The 16,447-nt window shown below is 75.0% G+C and carries 18 protein-coding genes and 1 pseudogene; 11 read left to right on the forward strand and 8 right to left on the reverse strand.

All coding sequences use genetic code 11. The annotated features are described in order from the left end of the window. Nucleotides 1-5: 5 nt before the first annotated feature. The 7 genes from DNK53_RS13040 to DNK53_RS13070 all read left to right on the forward strand — a co-directional run bounded on the left by DNK53_RS13040 (nucleotide 6) and on the right by DNK53_RS13070 (nucleotide 6,624). Nucleotides 6-368, forward strand: coding sequence for an ArsR/SmtB family transcription factor (locus DNK53_RS13040; RefSeq protein WP_110182765.1), 363 nt, complete (start codon nucleotides 6-8; stop codon nucleotides 366-368). Continuing rightward, entirely contained in the window at nucleotides 365-871 is a 507-nt protein-coding gene (locus DNK53_RS13045; protein ID WP_110182766.1) for an SRPBCC family protein, read from the forward strand. Before DNK53_RS13040 ends, DNK53_RS13045 begins: the two co-directional genes overlap by 4 nt. Nucleotides 872-923: 52 nt before the next feature. Continuing rightward, on the forward strand, nucleotides 924-1,832 hold the full coding sequence (locus DNK53_RS13050) for a helix-turn-helix domain-containing protein (protein ID WP_162599931.1): 909 nt from the start codon (nucleotides 924-926) through the stop codon (nucleotides 1,830-1,832). A gap of 84 nt (nucleotides 1,833-1,916) precedes the next feature. Next, nucleotides 1,917-3,668, forward strand: a complete 1,752-nt coding sequence (locus tag DNK53_RS13055) for a S8 family peptidase (RefSeq protein ID WP_204163915.1) — start codon at nucleotides 1,917-1,919, stop codon at nucleotides 3,666-3,668. Continuing rightward, nucleotides 3,644-4,405 (forward strand): MOSC domain-containing protein, encoded by a 762-nt coding sequence (locus DNK53_RS13060; RefSeq protein ID WP_110182768.1) that lies wholly within the window; start codon nucleotides 3,644-3,646, stop codon nucleotides 4,403-4,405. The genes DNK53_RS13055 and DNK53_RS13060 overlap by 25 nt, the downstream gene beginning before the upstream one ends. 43 nt (nucleotides 4,406-4,448) lie before the next feature. Continuing rightward, nucleotides 4,449-4,739 carry a DUF1330 domain-containing protein gene (locus DNK53_RS13065; RefSeq protein WP_110182769.1) on the forward strand — a complete coding sequence of 97 codons (291 nt, stop codon included), beginning with the start codon at nucleotides 4,449-4,451 and terminating at the stop codon, nucleotides 4,737-4,739. 106 nt (nucleotides 4,740-4,845) lie between these two features. Beyond that, entirely contained in the window at nucleotides 4,846-6,624 is a 1,779-nt protein-coding gene (locus tag DNK53_RS13070; protein WP_110182770.1) for a histidine kinase N-terminal 7TM domain-containing protein, read from the forward strand. Between the two features lie 22 nt (nucleotides 6,625-6,646). On the opposite strand, the gene DNK53_RS13075 is transcribed toward DNK53_RS13070, so the two are convergent. After that, nucleotides 6,647-7,060 carry a BLUF domain-containing protein gene (locus DNK53_RS13075; RefSeq protein ID WP_162599932.1) on the reverse strand — a complete coding sequence of 138 codons (414 nt, stop codon included), beginning with the start codon at nucleotides 7,058-7,060 and terminating at the stop codon, nucleotides 6,647-6,649. Between the two features lie 136 nt (nucleotides 7,061-7,196). On the opposite strand from DNK53_RS13075, the gene DNK53_RS13080 reads away from it, so the two are divergent. Then, complete coding sequence (locus DNK53_RS13080) at nucleotides 7,197-8,882, forward strand: ribonuclease J (RefSeq protein WP_110182772.1); 1,686 nt, start codon at nucleotides 7,197-7,199, stop codon at nucleotides 8,880-8,882. Between the two features lie 34 nt (nucleotides 8,883-8,916). Here DNK53_RS13080 and DNK53_RS13085 read toward each other — a convergent pair. Further along, a pseudogene (locus tag DNK53_RS13085) lies at nucleotides 8,917-9,398 on the reverse strand (pyridoxamine 5'-phosphate oxidase family protein). 90 nt (nucleotides 9,399-9,488) lie between these two features. Between DNK53_RS13085 and DNK53_RS13090 the strand changes: the two are divergent. Genes DNK53_RS13090 through DNK53_RS13100 form a run of 3 tightly spaced genes read left to right on the forward strand, consistent with a single transcriptional unit; the run spans nucleotide 9,489 to nucleotide 10,732 of the window. Continuing rightward, complete coding sequence (locus tag DNK53_RS13090; protein ID WP_110182774.1) at nucleotides 9,489-9,947, forward strand: SRPBCC family protein; 459 nt, start codon at nucleotides 9,489-9,491, stop codon at nucleotides 9,945-9,947. Between the two features lie 39 nt (nucleotides 9,948-9,986). Beyond that, a complete protein-coding gene (locus tag DNK53_RS13095; RefSeq protein ID WP_110182775.1) occupies nucleotides 9,987-10,400 on the forward strand; it encodes a CoA-binding protein in 414 nt (137 codons plus the stop codon). Beyond that, nucleotides 10,397-10,732 (forward strand): hypothetical protein, encoded by a 336-nt coding sequence (locus tag DNK53_RS13100; RefSeq protein ID WP_162599933.1) that lies wholly within the window; start codon nucleotides 10,397-10,399, stop codon nucleotides 10,730-10,732. Before DNK53_RS13095 ends, DNK53_RS13100 begins: the two co-directional genes overlap by 4 nt. A 74-nt stretch (nucleotides 10,733-10,806) precedes the next feature. Here DNK53_RS13100 and DNK53_RS13105 read toward each other — a convergent pair whose 3' ends face one another. Genes DNK53_RS13105 through DNK53_RS13130 form a run of 6 tightly spaced genes read right to left on the reverse strand, consistent with a single transcriptional unit; the run spans nucleotide 10,807 to nucleotide 16,422 of the window. After that, nucleotides 10,807-12,462, reverse strand: a complete 1,656-nt coding sequence (locus DNK53_RS13105; protein WP_239456523.1) for a phytoene desaturase family protein — start codon at nucleotides 12,460-12,462, stop codon at nucleotides 10,807-10,809. 7 nt (nucleotides 12,463-12,469) lie between these two features. Then, nucleotides 12,470-12,916, reverse strand: a complete 447-nt coding sequence (locus DNK53_RS13110) for an SRPBCC family protein (protein ID WP_110182777.1) — start codon at nucleotides 12,914-12,916, stop codon at nucleotides 12,470-12,472. Between the two features lie 7 nt (nucleotides 12,917-12,923). After that, complete coding sequence (locus tag DNK53_RS13115) at nucleotides 12,924-14,351, reverse strand: heparan-alpha-glucosaminide N-acetyltransferase domain-containing protein (RefSeq protein ID WP_110182778.1); 1,428 nt, start codon at nucleotides 14,349-14,351, stop codon at nucleotides 12,924-12,926. Nucleotides 14,352-14,365: 14 nt separating this feature from the next. Then, a complete protein-coding gene (gene purE, locus DNK53_RS13120) occupies nucleotides 14,366-14,911 on the reverse strand; it encodes a 5-(carboxyamino)imidazole ribonucleotide mutase (RefSeq protein ID WP_275425757.1) in 546 nt (181 codons plus the stop codon). Continuing rightward, nucleotides 14,904-16,064, reverse strand: a complete 1,161-nt coding sequence (locus DNK53_RS13125; protein WP_110182779.1) for a 5-(carboxyamino)imidazole ribonucleotide synthase — start codon at nucleotides 16,062-16,064, stop codon at nucleotides 14,904-14,906. Before DNK53_RS13125 ends, purE begins: the two co-directional genes overlap by 8 nt. A 10-nt stretch (nucleotides 16,065-16,074) precedes the next feature. Continuing rightward, nucleotides 16,075-16,422 (reverse strand): winged helix-turn-helix domain-containing protein, encoded by a 348-nt coding sequence (locus DNK53_RS13130; RefSeq protein WP_110182780.1) that lies wholly within the window; start codon nucleotides 16,420-16,422, stop codon nucleotides 16,075-16,077. Nucleotides 16,423-16,447: the final 25 nt, after the last annotated feature.

A 16,447-nucleotide genomic window follows, 5' to 3' on the forward strand; every position in this document is an offset into this window, starting at 1 on the left:
GTGGGGTGACGGACCCGTTCCACGCCCTCGCCGACCCGGTGCGCCGGGCGCTGCTGCGGACCCTGGCTGCCGCTCCCGCGCGGGTCGTCGACCTGGCGGCCGCCCACCCCATCAGCCGCCCGGCGGTCAGCAGGCACCTCCGGGTGCTGGCCGACAGCGGGCTGGTGGAGGCCCGGACGCACGGTCGGGAGCGCCACTACGCCCTGCGGACGGCGGGCCTGCAGCCGCTCAGCCGCCTGCTCGACGAGCTGGCGCCGCGACCGCCCTTCGACGCCTCCGCCCTCGACGGCCTCGACCTCGAGGTGCGACGCACCGTGCGGGACCACCGCGCAGCACCACCCGCCGACCTCACCGAGGAGACCGCATGAGCCCCCGCCCCACCGGACGCCGCGGCACGCGCGGCGAGCAGGACCGCCTCGTCCTCGAGCGCACCTTCGCCGCGCCCGTCGAGGCCGTGTGGGCCGCGGTCACCGAGTCGGAGCGGCTCGCCCGCTGGATCGGGACGTGGACCGGCGACCCCGCCACGGGGTCGGTGGCGCTCCTCATGAACGCCGAGGGCGACGACGTGCGTCCGCAGACGTTCACGATCCTGGCCTGCGAGCCCCCGCGGCTGCTCGAGCTGACCGCCGGGGCCGAGGGCGGGGAGGAGGGCTGGCACCTCCTGCTCGAGCTGGACGAGCACGACGGCAGCACCACCCTGACCTTCAGCCAGTTCGTATCCGACGCCGAGACGGCCGCGGGCGTCGGACCCGGGTGGGAGTACTACCTGGACCGTCTCGTCGCCGCCGAGACCGGGGGCGACGTTGCCGCGGTCGACTTCGACGACTACCACCCCGCCCAGGGCGACCACTACCGCTCCCTGTTCGCCTGAGGCCCGACCCGGGGGTTTGCCACTCCCGCGGGCGCGGTCTTGAATGGGCCGGGTGTCCGCCCCGGCAGCCGGCTTCGCCGACGTGCTCCGCGACGCCATCGAGCGCCGCGGGCTCGGGCTCGAGCGGATCCGCGACCACCTCGCCCAGCGGGGCGTCTCCCTCAGCGTGGCCACGCTGAGCTACTGGCAGTCCGGCCGCAGCCGCCCCGAGCGGAAGAGCTCGCTGGCCGCGCTCCCCCACCTCGAGCGGGTGCTCGAGGTGCCGCCGGGCACCCTGCACGCCTCGCTGGGCGTCACCCATACCCGGCGCCGCCGCGCGCCCGTCGTCGACCTCGACGCCCTGTGGCCCGGCTCCCGCCACGAACGGGTGCTGGCCCGGCTCGACGCGACCTGGGACACCGAGCTCGACCGGCTCAGCGTCCACGACCGGCTCGTCGTCGGCGCCGACCGTCGCCAGTCCTCCCTCGTGGTGCGCCAGGTGCTGCGGGCTCGCGGCGACGGGCCCGACCGCAGGGTGGTGCTCCACTTCCACGACGACACCGCGGCCACCCCGCCCCGCATCCGCGCGCTGCGCGGCTGCACCCTGGGCCGCACCGCCAGCGACGCCGAACGCGGGGTGGTCGGGTCCGAGCTGCTCTTCCTGCGGCCGCTGCTGCGCGGCGAGACCGTGGTGCTGGAGTACGAGCTCGCCTCCCCCGACCACGGGCCGCTGGAGTCGGCGTACGGGCGCAAGTTCCGCACCCCCACCACCGACTACCTGCTCGAGGTCGAGTTCGCGGCCCGGGCCCTGCCCACCTCCTGCTCGACGATGGGCGAGCCCGACGAGCAGGTCCCGCTCGCCCTCGACCCGGCGCACCGGGTCCACCTCGTCGGGTCGGGCCTCAGCACCGCGGGGATCGCCTGGTCCTGGGACGACGACGAGGCGGACGACGTCGGCGACGTCGGCGAGGCACCCAGTTAACTGTTAACGCCCCCCGGGGCCTTGTGGCCGCCCGACGACTGCGACGACGCTCAGCGCGTCCGTCTTTCTCGGGAAGGATCCAGAATGTCCGCACGTCACACCCGCCTCCCCCTCGGCGTGGTCGCCCTCGCCACCGGGGTCGGCCTCGCGCTGGCGCCGCTCGGCGCCACGGCCGCCCCCGACCCGGCCGCCCCCGGGCTGCCCGCACCGGCCGCCGCCCCCGGGCTGCCCGCCGCCCCGGAGGTCCCCGCCGCCGGCGAGGACGGTCTCGCGCCCGTCCTCGGCGAGGCCGCCGACGACCGCTACATCGTCGTCATGGACCAGGGCGTCTCGGCGACCAAGGTCGAGAACCTCAGCACCAAGGTGCGCGGCCAGGGCGCCAAGGTCACCCACACCTTCAGCCGGGCGCTCGACGGCTTCGCCGGCCGCCTCAACGCGAAGGCGCTGGAGACCCTGCGCGCCGACCCGCGCGTCGCCTACATCGAGCCGGACCTCCCGGTCAGCATCTCCGAGACGCAGACCCCCGCCACGTGGGGCATCGACCGGATCGACCAGCGGGCGCTCCCGCTCAACAACTCCTACACCTACGGCACCTCGGGCTCCGGCGTGACGGCGTACGTCATCGACACCGGCATCCGCGCCAGCCACGCCGAGCTCAGCGGCCGGGTTCGCTCGGGCTACACCGCCATCAACGACGGGCGCGGCACCACCGACTGCAACGGCCACGGCACGCACGTCGCCGGCACCATCGGCGGCGAGACGTACGGCGTCGCCCAGGACGTCTCGCTCGTCGCCGTCCGCGTCCTCGACTGCAACGGCAGCGGCAGCAACTCCGGGGTGATCGCCGGCGTCGACTGGGTGACCAGCAACCACGCCGCGGGGGCCCCGGCGGTCGCCAACATGAGCCTCGGCGGCGGCGCCTCCACCGCGCTGGACACCGCGGTCCGCAACTCGATCGCCGACGGCGTCACCTACGCGCTGGCCGCCGGCAACGACTCCGGCGCCAACGCCTGCAACGGCTCGCCCTCCCGGGTCACCGACGCCCTCACCGTGGGCTCGTCGACGCAGACCGACGCCCGGTCGAGCTTCAGCAACATCGGCAGCTGCCTCGACCTCTTCGCGCCGGGCTCCAGCATCACCTCGGCCTGGCACACCAGCGACTCGGCCACCAACACCATCAGCGGCACCTCGATGGCGGCCCCGCACGTCGCCGGGGCGGCGGCGCTCTACCTGCAGGGCAACCGCAGCGCCTCCTCCGCCACGGTCAACAACGCGATCGTCTCCGCGGCCACCACGGGCGTCGTGACCAACCCCGGCTCCGGCTCCCCCAACCGGCTGCTCTACGTCGGCACCGGCGGCACCCAGCCCCACGCCGACCCCCACGCCGACGCCGACGCCCACGCCGACGCCGACGGGCTGCAACCTGCCGGAGCGGTTCACCGGCTCGCTGAGCGGCAGCGGCGACTCCGACCGGTACCCGGGCACCAGCGGCAACTACTACTCGGCCGCCGGGACCCACGTCGGCTGCCTCGACGGGCCGGCCGGGGTCGACTTCGACCTCTACCTGCAGCGGTGGAACGGCTTCTCGTGGTCCACCGTGGCCCGGGGCATCACCGCCGCGCCCGACGAGAGCGTCACCTACTCCGGCACCGCGGGCTACTACTCCTGGCGGGTCGTCTCGGCCTCGGGGAGCGGCTCCTACACCTTCGGGCTCGACCGCCCGTGACCCCGGCCGTGGTCACGGCCGCGACCCCGGCCGTGACCACGGCCCGACCACGACGCGCACGCCGCTCGCCTGCGAGGCTGGTGGCGTGCACGTCTCCCGGCTCGGCCTGACCCCCCTCAAGGGGGCCCGGCACCTCGCCCGCCGGTCCGTGCTGCTCGACGCAGCCGGGCCGGCGGGCGACCGTGCGTTCTGCCTCGTCGACCCCGTCGCGGCCCGCTGCCTGCGGACCGTCGAGCACCCCGCGCTGCTGGGCACCGAGGCGGAGTGGGACGGGGAGCGGCTGGTCACCCGCCTGCCCGGCGGCCTCGTCGTCGAGGGGGAGCCGGCGCCGACCGGCGAGCGGCTCGTCGTCGACTACTGGGGGCGCCCCGCGGCGGTCGAGCCCGTGGCCGGACCGTGGGCGGCGGCGTACGCGCGCCTCCTGGGCCGCGACGTCGTCCTGGCCCGCTGCGCCCCCGGTGTCGTCGTCTTCGACGCTCCGGTCTCGCTGGTCACCCGCTCCTCGCTCGCCGCGCTCTCCCGCGCGGTGGGTGCCGCCGTCGACCCTGCCCGGTTCCGCGCCACGCTGGTGGTCGACGACGGCCCCGGCGCCGCCCCCGACGTCGACCAGGCGTGGGCCGGGCGCCGGCTGCACGTCGGCGCCGCAGAGCTGCGGGTGCTGGGCCCGGTCGACCGCTGCGCCGTGGTGGAGGTCGACCCCGTCTCGGGCCGGCGCGACCTGTCCCTGCTCAGGGCCCTCGCCGCGCGGGGGCGCAGCGACCACCCCCTCGCGCTCGGCGTGGACGCGGAGGTGCTCCGCCCCGGCCGGGTGCGGGTCGGCGACCCGGTGGCACTGCCCGAGGGGTGACCGGCGCGGGCGGCCCGGCGCGCGGCCGGAGGAGGATGGGCCCATGAGCGCCTACTGGATCAGCCTCTACCGGGAGACGACGGACGAGGAGAAGCTGGCGGCGTACGCCCGGCTCGCCCTCCCCGCGCTGGAGTCGGCGGGCGGCCGCTTCCTCGTCCGCGGCATGCCCGAGCAGGTCTACGAGGCCGGCGAGGCGACGCGGACCGTGCTCATCGAGTTCGACTCCGTCGAGGCCGCCGTCGCCGCGCACGACTCCCCCGCCTACCAAGCGGCCCTGGCCGCCCTGGACGGCGGTGCCGTCCGCGACCTGCGCATCGTCCCCGGCGTGGGGTGAGGGGGCGCGCCTGACGCACGCGTGTTGACGGGTCGTCCACGAATCGGGCTGCCCGCGTGTCGCGCGAAGCCGCGCGGAGCGGCCCCGGGTGCGGAAGGATGGCGGCGTGCTCACCCTCGTCCTCGCCACGCTGATGGCCGGGGCCGGCCTCACCATGGCCGCCCTCGCGGCCTGGGTGGCGTGGCGCCGCGAGTCGCGGCTGGGGTGGAGCCTCGCAGCAGTGCTGGTCTCCGTGGCCGTCTGGGGACTGGCCTACGCCGTCGAGCTCACCGTCGACGACGTGGCGGACAAGACCGTTTGGGGCATCGTCAAGTACGTCGGCGTGCAGGCGCTGGCGCCGGCGTGGCTGACGTTCGTCCTGCAGTACACGGGGCGCGGCCGGTTCGTCACCCGTCGCCTCCTCGCGCTGCTGGCGGTCGAGCCGGTCGTCGTCCTCACCCTCCTGGTCGTCCCCGCGACCCACGACCTGGTCCGCTACTACCCCGAGACCACCTCGGCCGACGAGCTGCCCGTCGTGCAGACCGGGCCCGTCTTCTGGGTGGTCCTCGTCTACAACAACCTGATCCTCGTCGCCGCGACCGTGCTCTTCGTCGCCAGCATGGTCCGCCTCGCGCGCACCTACCGGCGGATGGCGTGGCTGCTGCTGGCCAGCGCCGTGCTGCCCTGGGCCGCCAACCTGCTGCACAACCTGCAGGTCGGCTGGTTCGCCCGGATGGACCTCACGCCGTTCGCCTTCATCGTCGCGGGCGGCCTGCTGGTGTGGGGGCTCTTCCACGAGCGACTGGTCGACCTCGCCCCGCTCGCCCGCGGCGCCGTGGTCGACAGCATGGCCGACGGCGTCTTCGTGCTGGACGCCTTCGGCCGGATCGTCGACGTCAACCCGGCGGCCGCCGCCCTCGCCTCGGGCCGGCGCTCGACGCTGGTGGGCCGCCACCTCGAGGACGTGCTGCCCGAGGCCGCCGGCACCGGGGCGACCGGCGAGATGGTGCTCGACGACGTCCCGCCGGGGGCCGGGGACCGGGTCTTCGACGTCTCCCGGAGCACCCTGACCGACGACTCGGGCCGCACGGCCGGGCAGCTGGTCGTGCTCGGGGAGGTCACCCAGCGGGTCCGGGACCGCGAGCGCCTGCAGCGCGTGCTGTCGGAGAAGTCGCGGATCGCGGCGCAGCTGCAGGCCAGCATGGTGCCGCCGCGCCTGCCCGAGGTGGCCGGCACCGAGCTGGCGAGCCGCTACGAGCCGGCCGGCGACGGCAGCGAGGTCGGCGGCGACTTCCTCGACGTCTTCGAGCTCGACGGGTCCGGGCCGGGCGGCCCGTCGTGGGCGTTCGTGCTGGGGGACGTCAGCGGCAAGGGGGCGGCCGCCGCCACGGTGAGCGCCGCGACTCGCTACACCCTCCGCGCCTTCGCGCGCGCCGACCGCTCCCCCGCCGACACGCTCGCCGAGGTCAACCGCACGCTGCTCGGCCAGGTCGACGTCGAGCGGCACTGCACCCTGGTCCTCGGCCACCTGCGCCCCACCGAGGGAGGCACCCTCGTCGTGCTGGCGCTGGCCGGCCACCACCCGCCCCTGGTGCTGCGGCGCGACGGCCGGGTGGAGGAGGTCGGCTCGGCCGGCACCGCCCTGGCCCTGCTCGACTCCCCCGAGCTGCACGACGTCGCCCTCGCCCTGGAGCCGGGCGAGCTGCTCTGCGCCTTCACCGACGGGATCGTGGAGGCCCGGCAGGACGACGAGATGTTCGGCACCGAACGTCTCGCCCGGGTGCTCGTCGAGCACGCCCGCCTGCCGGTCGACGAGCTGGCGGCGCGGGTCAGCGAGGCCGTGCGGGCCTTCCACGGCGACGAGCTCGCCGACGACCTCGCCCTGCTCCTGGTCCGCAGCGCCTGAGCCCCGCGCCCGACCCCGGCCCTCAGCGCATGGAGTCGCGGAAGACCCGGTGAAAGACGCCGGCGTGCCCCGGCCCGTCGAGCGCGGCGACGGAACCCCCGTCGAGGTAGTGGGTGAAGCCGGGCAGCGACGACAGCGCGTCGCCGTCGACGGACCGGAACCCCATCGACCAGTCGGGGAACCGTCGCTCGCCGAGCTCCTCGCGCAGCGCCACGTCGACGTTGCGGTGCCGGCGGTCCACCCGGATCCGCTCGAACGCGGCCTCCACCACCGCGGTCTCCCCCTCCAGCGTCTGGAGGAAGTGGCCGTCGGCGTGCAGCAGCATCCCCGTGAGACCGGCCTCAGCGTTGCGCTCCCGCGTCGCGGCGAGCAGCGACGACAGCTCGTCGTCGTCGAGCGGACGGGTGGCGGTGCTGATGTAGGTGAGCGAGAGCATGGGTTCCGCGGGGTCGGCGGCAGGCGTACCCGCAGTATCTGGAAGCCGGCCGCGGCGCGCAGCCGAAGCGCGCATCCCGCGCACCGCGGCGAGGGCCAGTACGGCGTCCGGCCGACGGCTGGGCTAGCGTGACGTCGTGAGCCACCCCCATCCCGAGCTGAAGCTGCCCCCGCGACTCCCCAAGGACGGGCTGCGCATCATCGGCCTCGGCGGCCTCGGCGAGATCGGTCGCAACATGACCGTCTTCGAGCACCGCGGCAGGCTGCTCGTCGTCGACTGCGGCGTGCTCTTCCCCGAGGAGCACCAGCCCGGCATCGACGTGATCCTCCCCGACTTCACGTGGATCCGGGACCGTCTCGACAAGATCGAGGCGATCGTCCTCACCCACGGCCACGAGGACCACATCGGCGGCGTCCCCTACCTGCTCCGGGAGCGGGCGGACATCCCCGTGATCGGCTCGACGCTGACCCTCGCGCTCATCGAGGCCAAGCTCAAGGAGCACCGGATCAAGCCGGTCCTGGACGCCGTCAAGGAGGGCGACCGGATCCAGCGCGGCCCCTTCGACCTCGAGTTCCTCGCCGTCAACCACTCGATCCCCGACGGCCTGGCCGTCGCGATCCGCACCTCCGCCGGCCTGGTCCTCAACACCGGCGACTTCAAGATGGACCAGTTCCCCCTCGACGACCGGATCACCGACCTGCGGGGCTTCGCCCGCCTCGGCGAGGAGGGGGTCGACGTCTTCATGACCGACTCCACCAACGCCGAGGTCCCCGGCTTCACCATGTCGGAGCGCGAGCTGTCGCCGGCCATCGAGCAGGTCTTCCGGACCGCGCCGCGCCGGGTCATCGTGTCGAGCTTCGCCAGCCACGTGCACCGGATCCAGCAGGTGCTCGACGCCGCGCAGGAGCACGGGCGCAAGGTGGCCTTCGTCGGCCGCTCCATGGTCCGCAACATGGGGGTGGCCCGCGACCTGGGCTACCTGACCTACCCCGAGGACCTCGTGGTCGGCTTCGAGCAGCTCGAGAAGATGAACCCGCGCAAGGTCGCCATCGTTTGCACCGGCTCCCAGGGCGAGCCGCTCGCCGCGCTCTCGCGGATGGCCAACCGGGAGCACAAGATCCGAATCGGCGCGGGCGACACCGTGCTGATGGCCAGCTCGGTCATCCCGGGCAACGAGAACGCGATCTCCAACGTGATCAACGGCTTGACCCGGTGGGGCGCCAAGGTCGTGCACAAGGGCAACGCCAAGGTGCACGTCTCGGGCCACGCCAGCGCCGGCGAGCTGGTCTACTGCTACAACATCGTCAAGCCGAAGCACGTCATGCCGATCCATGGCGAGTGGCGCCACCTGCAGGCCAACGCCGACCTGGCGATCCGCACCGGCATCGACCCCGAGCGCGTCGTGATCGCCGAGGACGGCGTCGTCGTCGACCTCGTCAGGGGCCGCGCGAAGATCACGGGCAAGGTCCCGGCGGGCAACGTCTACGTCGACGGGCAGACGGTCGGCGGCGCCACCGAGGCGACGCTCAAGGACCGGCGCACCCTCGCCGAGGAGGGCGTGGTCACCGTGCTGGCGCTCGTCGACGCCGACACCGGCGCCCTGGCCGAGCCGCCCGAGTTCCTGATCCGGGGCTTCGTCCACGACGAGCAGACCTTCTCCGAGGCCGTGCCGGTCGTGCAGAAGACCCTGGCCCGGGCGGCCGCGGAGGGCATCGGCGACCCGCAGCAGCTGGAGCACATGATCACCCGTGAGGTGGGTCGCTGGTCGCACAAGAAGTTCCGGCGCAGCCCCCTCATCATCAGCATCGTCGTCGACGCCTGAGCGGGGGCCGCGCCGGCGGCCGACGCCGACCTCCCTAGAGGCCGACCTCCTCGTTCTCGGCGTCCAGGGTGTCGCCGGTCGCCTTCGCCTTGACGAAGGAGATCAGGGTGGCCACCCGGCCGCCGGGGGCGGCCCAGTACTCCGCCGAGACCCCGCGGACGCGCAGCACCCGCAGCCCGGGTCGTCGGGGCCCTCGGGGAACCACGCCTCGGAGGCGCTGGACCAGAACTCCTCGATCCGGTCCCGGTCGTCGAGCAGCTCGCCGTGACCGGCGACGGAGAGCCACGCCCCGCTCTCGGCGAACGACACGTTGACCTGCGGCCGGGCTCCGACGTCGCGCGCCTGGTCGGTGTCGGCGGCGACCAGGAACCAGATCGACGCGTCGTCGTCGACCCGCTGCGGCGTCATCGGGCGCGCGTGCAGGTCGCCGTCCGCGCTGGTGCTGGTCAGCATCGCGATCCGGGCGTCCCGGGCGATCTCGAGCACGCGCTCGCGGTCGGGGGTCTCGTGGCTCATCCGGGCTCCTCCTGGGTACGGGGTCGGTCAGGCGGGCGGCGCGGTGCGCGGCCCGCGGCTCCCGTACCCGGCCCGCCCCAGGGGGATGAGTTGACCGAGTTCACCGCACGCAAGACGTCCGAGGCCGTGGTCCGGCACGACCGTCGACGGGTCTGGGACGTGCTGGTCGACCCCGCCCTGGTCGCCGGGATGACGCCGATGGTCTCCGGCATCGCCGCCGACGGCGACCACTGGCGCTGGTCGCTGAGCCGGATCCCCGTGCTCGGCCGGCACTACGACCTCCACTTCACCGAGCTGATGACCTTCGAGCCCCACGACACCATCACCTTCGAGCACGCACCCCGGGGGCCCGAGCGAGCGGGCGTGGACGGGCACTACGCGCTCGCGGACACTCCCGGCGGCACCGCCCTCGCGATCGACCTGGCCATCACGGTCGACCTGCCGCTCCCCCGCCTCTCCCGCCCCGTGGTGCAGACCGCGATGCACGGCGCCCTCGAGGTGATGGGCGCGGGCTTCGCCCGGTCCCTGGAGCGCCACCTCGCGCGCTGATCCGCCCCGGCCGGCGGCGGGCGGACTACATTCGGGGGCATGACCGTCCCGTGGATCGACCCCGCCCACATCGACTTCATGCTCGACGACTGCGAGACCTGGGCCGTGGTCGGTCTCTCCGGAGACCGTTCCCGGACGGCGTACTCCATCGCCGCGCTGCTGCAGGAGAAGGGCAAGCGGATCGTCCCGGTCCACCCCGACGCCCCGACCGTGCTCGGCGAGCAGGGCTACGCCTCGCTCGCCGAGATCCCCTTCCCCGTCGACGTCGTGGACGTCTTCCGCCGCTCCGAGGCGGCCGGGCAGTTCGCCGACGAGGCCGTGCAGGTCGGCGCGAAGGCGGTGTGGTTCCAGCTCGGCGTCGTCGACCACGACGCCTTCGAGCGCACCACGCGCGCCGGCGTCCCGATGGTGATGGACACCTGCCCGGCGATCGAGTGGCGCCGGCGCGGGTGAGCCGCCCGGTCACCCTGTCCGCGCTGCGGCAGGTGGAGCCGCCCGTCTGCGCCCTCGTCGCCGTCTCGCCGGTGCTCACCGCGACCGACGACAGGGGGTCCCTCGACGGCACCTTCCCCGCGCCCTCCCTGCCGCCCGCGACGTGGGTCGCCTGGGAGACGGGGAACGCCGGCGTCGCCGACGCCGCGCGCTGGCTCCTCGACCTCGCCGAGGCGCAGGGCGGCGACACCCGCGACCTCGCCGTCGACACCGACGACCACAGCCGCCAGCTCGTCGCCCGGCACCCCGATGCGGCGGCGCTCGTCACCGACGCGGTCGCCTCCTGCCGGTGAGCTGGAGGGTCTGCGGTGGATCGCGGTCACCATGTGGCTGCGATCCACCGCAGACCCCCTGCTGACGCCGTCGATCAGCGGCCGAAGGGCAGGGCCCGCCGCACCCGGGCGTGGGCGAGCGCGGCCCGGGCGGCGTTGTTGCCGCAGGCCCCGTGGACGCCGCCGCCGGGGTGCGCCGAGGCCGAGGCCAGGTAGAGCCCCTTGACCGGCGTCTCGGCGCGCCCGAGGCCCGGGACCGGCCGGAAGACCAGCTGCTGGTGCAGCTGCGCCGTGCCGCCGCCGACCCCGCCGCCGACGAGGTTGGCGTCGAGCGACTCCATCTCGTGCGGGCCGAGCACCCGGCGGGCCGCGACGAGGTCCCCGAAGCCGGGGGCGAGTCGCTCCATCTCCGCCTGCATCCGGTCGGCGAAGCGCTCGTTCTCGTCGTGGTCCCACCGGCCGACGAGACCGTCCTCCCCCGCGTCGGTGGAGACCACCTGCGGCACGTGGGTGTAGGCCCAGAACGACTCGGTGCCCCGCGGCGACCTCGTGGGGTCGCTCGTCGTCATCTGCCCGGTCAGCATGAACGGGCGGGCCGGCACCGCGCCCGAGTGCACCTGGGTCAGCGCTCGGGTCATCTCCTCCACGGAGTCGGCCACGTGCACCGTCCCCGGGGCGTGCTCCGGGGCGGTCCGCCACGGGATCGGCCCGGAGAGCGCCCAGTCGACCTTCACGGTCCCCGGGTCCATCTGGAAACGGCGCATCCCGCGGCGCACCCGCTCGGGCAGGTGCTCGGGCGCCACCATCCTCCCGTACAGGTGCTGCACCGCGACGTCGGCGAGGACCGCGCCGGCCGCGTGCCGGTCGCCGTCGCGCGTCTCGACCCCGGTGACCCGACCGCCCTCCACGAGGACGCGAGTCACCTCGGTGGAGGTCCGGACCCGGCCACCCTTGCTGGTGAACCGGTGCAGCAGTGCCTTGGCGAGCCGGCCGGCACCCCCCTCCGGGACGGGGAACCCCACGGTCTGACCCATCATCGACATCATCAGCGCCATCAGCCCCGAGCCGGGCGCGTCCAGCGGGATGTCGGCGTGCCCGGCGTTGCCGGCCAGGAGCACCTGCGCGCCGGAACCGGAGAAGCGCTGGTGCGCGAGGTCCAGGGCCGGCGTGAGCAGGGTCCGCACCATCTCCAGCCCGCCGACCCGCGGCAGGCGGGCCGCGAGGCCGAGACCGGCGCGCACGGGCGGGAAGGGCGACAGCAGACCGTCGACGAGCCGGTCGCCCACGGCGTCCCACTCCTCGCAGAGCTCCAGCCACGCCTGCCCGTCGCCGGTGGCGAACGCGTCGAGACTGCGTGCGGTCACCTCGCGGTCGCGGTGCAGCAGCGCCCAGCGGTCGCCCACGAAGTGGCCCAGGACGGCCGGGGCGTGGCGCCACGTGAGGCCGTGGTCCTCGAGGCCGAACGACGTGATCGTCGGCGAGACGCCCGCGAGCGGGTAGAACGCGCTGAACGTGTCGTGGACGAACTCGGGGTGCACGTCGCGGTCGCTGCGCACCGCGCCACCCACGCCCGGCTGCGCCTCGAGCAGCAGCACCGACCAGCCGGCGTCGACCAACCGGTTGGCCGCGACCAGGCCGTTGGGGCCCGCGCCGACCACCACGGCGTCCCAGCGCTCCGCCGACCCCGCGTCGTCGCTCCCCGTGGTGGTGCGCCCGTCCTCCGTCACGTCCCCGGCCTCCCTCTCCGCCACGCCGAGACTACTGCCGGCGCTCGGCGAGGTACGCCAGGCGGCGCAGCGCCTCGGTGTTGCGCCAGACCAGCGGGGGCTGCCGGAGCGCCGACGGGATCAGCCTGGCCGGGCCCTTGCGGGCGTCCTCGCGGATCACCACCTCGGTGGTCGGCGAGGAGGTGCCGGTGGCGGGGTGCAGCTCGATCTCGACCGTCGCCTCGCCCGCGGGCCAGGCACGGGCCGTCAGCACGAGCCGCCGTCCCTCCTCCACCTCGGCGACGCTGGTGGTGTCGTCGATCAGCAGCGGCCAGCTGCCGACGGAGTGGTGCAGGCGGGTGCCGACCGCCGGCCACCCGTCGTCCACCTTGCGCATCCGGGACGCACCGACGACCCAGAGCGGGTAGAGCCAGCCGTCGCTCAGCACGGCCCAGACGTCCTCGACCGGCGCCTTGACGATCCGCCTGTTCTCGCTCATCGCCGGCTCACCTCGAGGACTCGTTGGACTCTTCCGGGATGCCGTGCCGCGGCGGCGCGTCGGGGCCCGCCGTCCCCTCCTGCGGGCGGTCGTCTCCCGCGGACTGGTCCGGGGCGCCCGCGACGGCGTCGCCCGGCGAGATCTCCTCGCCGGCGCCGTCCATCGAGCTGACCTCGGAGACCTGGCCCCCGCTGCTCTCGTCGGGGGTCTGCTTGTCGTCGTGGTGGGAGTCCATGGCGGCTGCGTACCCCGCGCCCCCCTCCGGCCATGCCTGCCGCACCACGAGCGCGCTCCCCCGGGCGGCGGCGCCGACGAACGCCTCGAGCGGCCCCCGCCGTCCGGCCGCCACCAGCCCCGCGCCCAGCGCGGCGAGCACCAGCACGTGCCACCGGAAGCTATCGGGCCCGTCGGTGGGCGGCAGGTGCTCCGAGCGCATCGCCACGTGCAGGGCGTAGAGGCTCAGCGTCGCCGTGCCGGCGCCGGTGAGGACGGCGACCCCGCGGCGTCCGGCCGCGGGCAGCAGGTCGACGACGAGCAGCGCCGCCCCGACCACCAGCCACGCCGTCCCGATGGTGTGCAGCAGGTCGAACGGCGTCGCGCTGTGGGGCGCGTCGACCAGCAGCCACTGCCACGCCCCGGTGGGGGTGGTGCCGAACATCCCGCCGGCGACCAGGTCGAGCAGCTCGTCCCGGGAGGCGGGCGCGACACCGATCGGGGGCGGGTCGGCGAGCAGCGCCCGCACCACGTCGGCGGGACGGGTCAGCAGCTCGGACGCCACCGCCGCCACCGTCGCCAGGAGCGCCCCCGCCGCGGCGACGGACGCCGCGACCCGGCGCCGCCCGAGGTCGGCGCGGCCCAGCGCCATCCCGGCCAGCAGGTAGGCGACCCAGGGCAGCACCGGGTAGTAGCCGGTGAGGAACAGCTCGGCCAGCAGCGGCCCCGGCTCCGCGAGCTGGTCGAAGGAGGGACTGGACCAGCCACGCTCGGGAGCCAGCGGCCGCAGCAGGTGCGAGGCGACCGGGGCCAGCACCGCCCAGGCGGCCGCCCACGCCAGCAGGGGGCGGGCGCCCAGCCCGAGGAAGGGCAGCGCGCAGACGAAGAGGAGGCCGTAGTAGGTGAGGATGACCGCGATGCCGCTGTCCAGGTCGGCCAGCGCCAGCCCCACCAGCGCCACCAGCCCGGCCCGCACCACCAGCCCGACCGAGGCCGCGACGCGCTCCCGGCCGCGCGGGGGCCGGCGACGGCCGGTGGTGAGGGCGATGCTCAGCCCGGCCAGGACGGCGAAGAGCGCGGAGGCCCGCCCGCCGGCGACCGCCTGGGCGAACGCCAGGTCGCCGGACGGCGTACGGGGCTCCAGGACGTGGGTCGCCACCATGCCGAGCAGGGCCAGCGCCCGCGCCACGTCGATGCCGACGAGGCGGGGCCGCGCGTCCATGGCGTGGGGGCGCCTCAGAAGCCCACGCGGGGCTTGTCGCCCCGGGCCGCCTGGTGGACCGCCCGGCCGCGCTCCATGGCCTCCTCGCGCAGCGAGGCCTGGAACTCCATCATCCGCCGCCGCAGCGCGGGGTCGCTCGCCGCGAGGATCCGCACGGCCAGCAGCCCGGCGTTGCGGGCGTTGCCGACCGCCACCGTGGCGACCGGGACGCCGGCCGGCATCTGCACGATCGACAGCAGCGAGTCCATCCCGTCCAGGTGCTTGAGGGGCACCGGGACGCCGATCACCGGCAGCGGCGTCAGCGACGCCAGCATCCCCGGCAGGTGCGCCGCGCCGCCCGCGCCGGCGATGACGACCGAGAGGCCCCGGTCGACCGCGCCGCGTCCGTAGGCGACCATCTCCTCCGGCATCCGGTGGGCGGAGACCACCTCGACGTCGCGGGCCACGCCGAACTCGTCCAGCGCGAGCGCCGCGGCCTCCATCACCGGCCAGTCGGAGGCCGAACCCATCACGATCCCGACCCGACCGGTCACCGGCTGCTCGTCCACGCGCTCACTCACTCTCGTCTCCCAGCTCTCCGGCGAACCACGCCGCGGCGTGGCGGGCCCGCTCCAGGCAGTCCTCGAGGTCGTCCCCGAAGGCGTTCACGTGGCCGACCTTGCGGCCCGGGCGCCACTCCTTGCCGTAGAGGTGGACCCGCAGCCCCGGGTCGCGCGCCATGGCGTGGCTCAGCCCGTCGTACAGCCGCCCGGCGTCCTGCTGCCCGCCGAGGATGTTGACCATCACCGTCCAGGGGGCGCGGGGCTCGGGCGAGCCGAGCGGCAGGTCCATGACGGCCCGCAGGTGGTTCTCGAACTGCGAGGTGACGGCGCCGTCCTGGCTCCAGTGGCCGGTGTTGTGCGGCCGCATCGCGAGCTCGTTGACCAGGACGCGGCCGTCCCGGGTCTCGAAGAGCTCGACGGCCAGGATGCCCGTGACGTCCAGGGCGCCGGCGATCGTGAGCGCCACCTGCTGCGCGCGCCCGGCGAGCTCGGGGTCGAGGTCGGGGGCCGGGGCCACCACCTCCTTGCAGATGCCGTCCACCTGCGTGCTGGCGACGACCGGGTAGGCGGCCGCCTGGCCGCTGGGCGACCTGGCGACCAGCGCGGAGAGCTCGCGCCGGAAGTCGACCAGCTCCTCGGCGAGCACCCGGACGCCGCTGCGGGCGGCCGACGCGAAGGCCTCGGCCGCCTCCTCGGCGGTCCGCACGACCCAGACTCCCTTGCCGTCGTACCCGCCCCTGGTGGTCTTGAGGACGCACGGGAAGCCGAATGCCTCGACGTCGGCGACGTCGGCGACCAGGGCGTGCCGCGGGCTGGGCATCCCGAGCTCGTCGAGCCGGGCGCGCATGACCGCCTTGTCCTGGGCGTGCACCAGGGCGCCGGGGCCGGGCCGGACGGCGATCCCGTCGGCGGCGAGCGCGTGCAGGTGCTCGGTCGGCACGTGCTCGTGGTCGAAGGTGACCACGGAGGCGCCGCGGGTCACCGCGCGCAGGTCGTCGAGGTCGCGGTGGTCGCCGACGAGGCGGTCGGCGATGACCTGGGCGGCCGAGACGCCCTCGCCCTCGGCGAGGAGCCGCAGCGGCAGGCCCAGCGCGATCGCGGGCTGCGCCATCATCCGGGCCAGCTGTCCGCCGCCGATGACGGCGAGGGTGGGGGCGAGCGGGTTGGGCACGGGCAGAACCCTAGCCCGAGGCGCCGAGCCCCTCCGCGCGGACGCCGCCCGCCGAGCGGCCACCGGTCTCGAAGCGCAGGCCGCGGCCGCGCACCGTGGTGATCAGCGTCGGGTTGCGGCTGTCGTCCCCGAGCTTGCGCCGGACCCACCCGAGGTGGACGTCGATGGTCTTCGACGAGGTGTAGAAGGTGGCGCCCCAGACCTGCTGCATCAGCTCCTGCCGGGTGACCAGCTCACCGGCGCGGGAGGCCAGGGCGTGGAGGAGGTCGAACTCCATCCGCGAGAGCACGACCTCGCGACCCGCGCGCCACACCCGGCGCGCCACGGGGTCGACGCGGACGTCCTGCACCACGATCACGCCACGACCGTAGGAAATCCTCGGC

The sequence above is a fragment of the Nocardioides solisilvae genome, from assembly GCF_003194625.1.
GTDB classification, from domain to species: domain Bacteria; phylum Actinomycetota; class Actinomycetes; order Propionibacteriales; family Nocardioidaceae; genus Nocardioides; species Nocardioides solisilvae.

Excerpts from the sequence above, each read along its gene's own strand:
- DNK53_RS13065 (WP_110182769.1), top strand. The coding sequence starts at position 4,449 with ATGAGCGCCTACTGGATCAGCCTCTACCGGGAGACGACGGACGAGGAG.
- DNK53_RS13115 (WP_110182778.1), bottom strand. The coding sequence starts at position 14,351 with ATGGACGCGCGGCCCCGCCTCGTCGGCATCGACGTGGCGCGGGCGCTG.
- DNK53_RS13095 (WP_110182775.1), top strand. The coding sequence starts at position 9,987 with ATGACCGTCCCGTGGATCGACCCCGCCCACATCGACTTCATGCTCGAC.
- DNK53_RS13110 (WP_110182777.1), bottom strand. The coding sequence starts at position 12,916 with ATGAGCGAGAACAGGCGGATCGTCAAGGCGCCGGTCGAGGACGTCTGG.
- DNK53_RS13055 (WP_204163915.1), top strand. The coding sequence starts at position 1,917 with ATGTCCGCACGTCACACCCGCCTCCCCCTCGGCGTGGTCGCCCTCGCC.
- DNK53_RS13075 (WP_162599932.1), bottom strand. The coding sequence starts at position 7,060 with ATGCTCTCGCTCACCTACATCAGCACCGCCACCCGTCCGCTCGACGAC.
- DNK53_RS13045 (WP_110182766.1), top strand. The coding sequence starts at position 365 with ATGAGCCCCCGCCCCACCGGACGCCGCGGCACGCGCGGCGAGCAGGAC.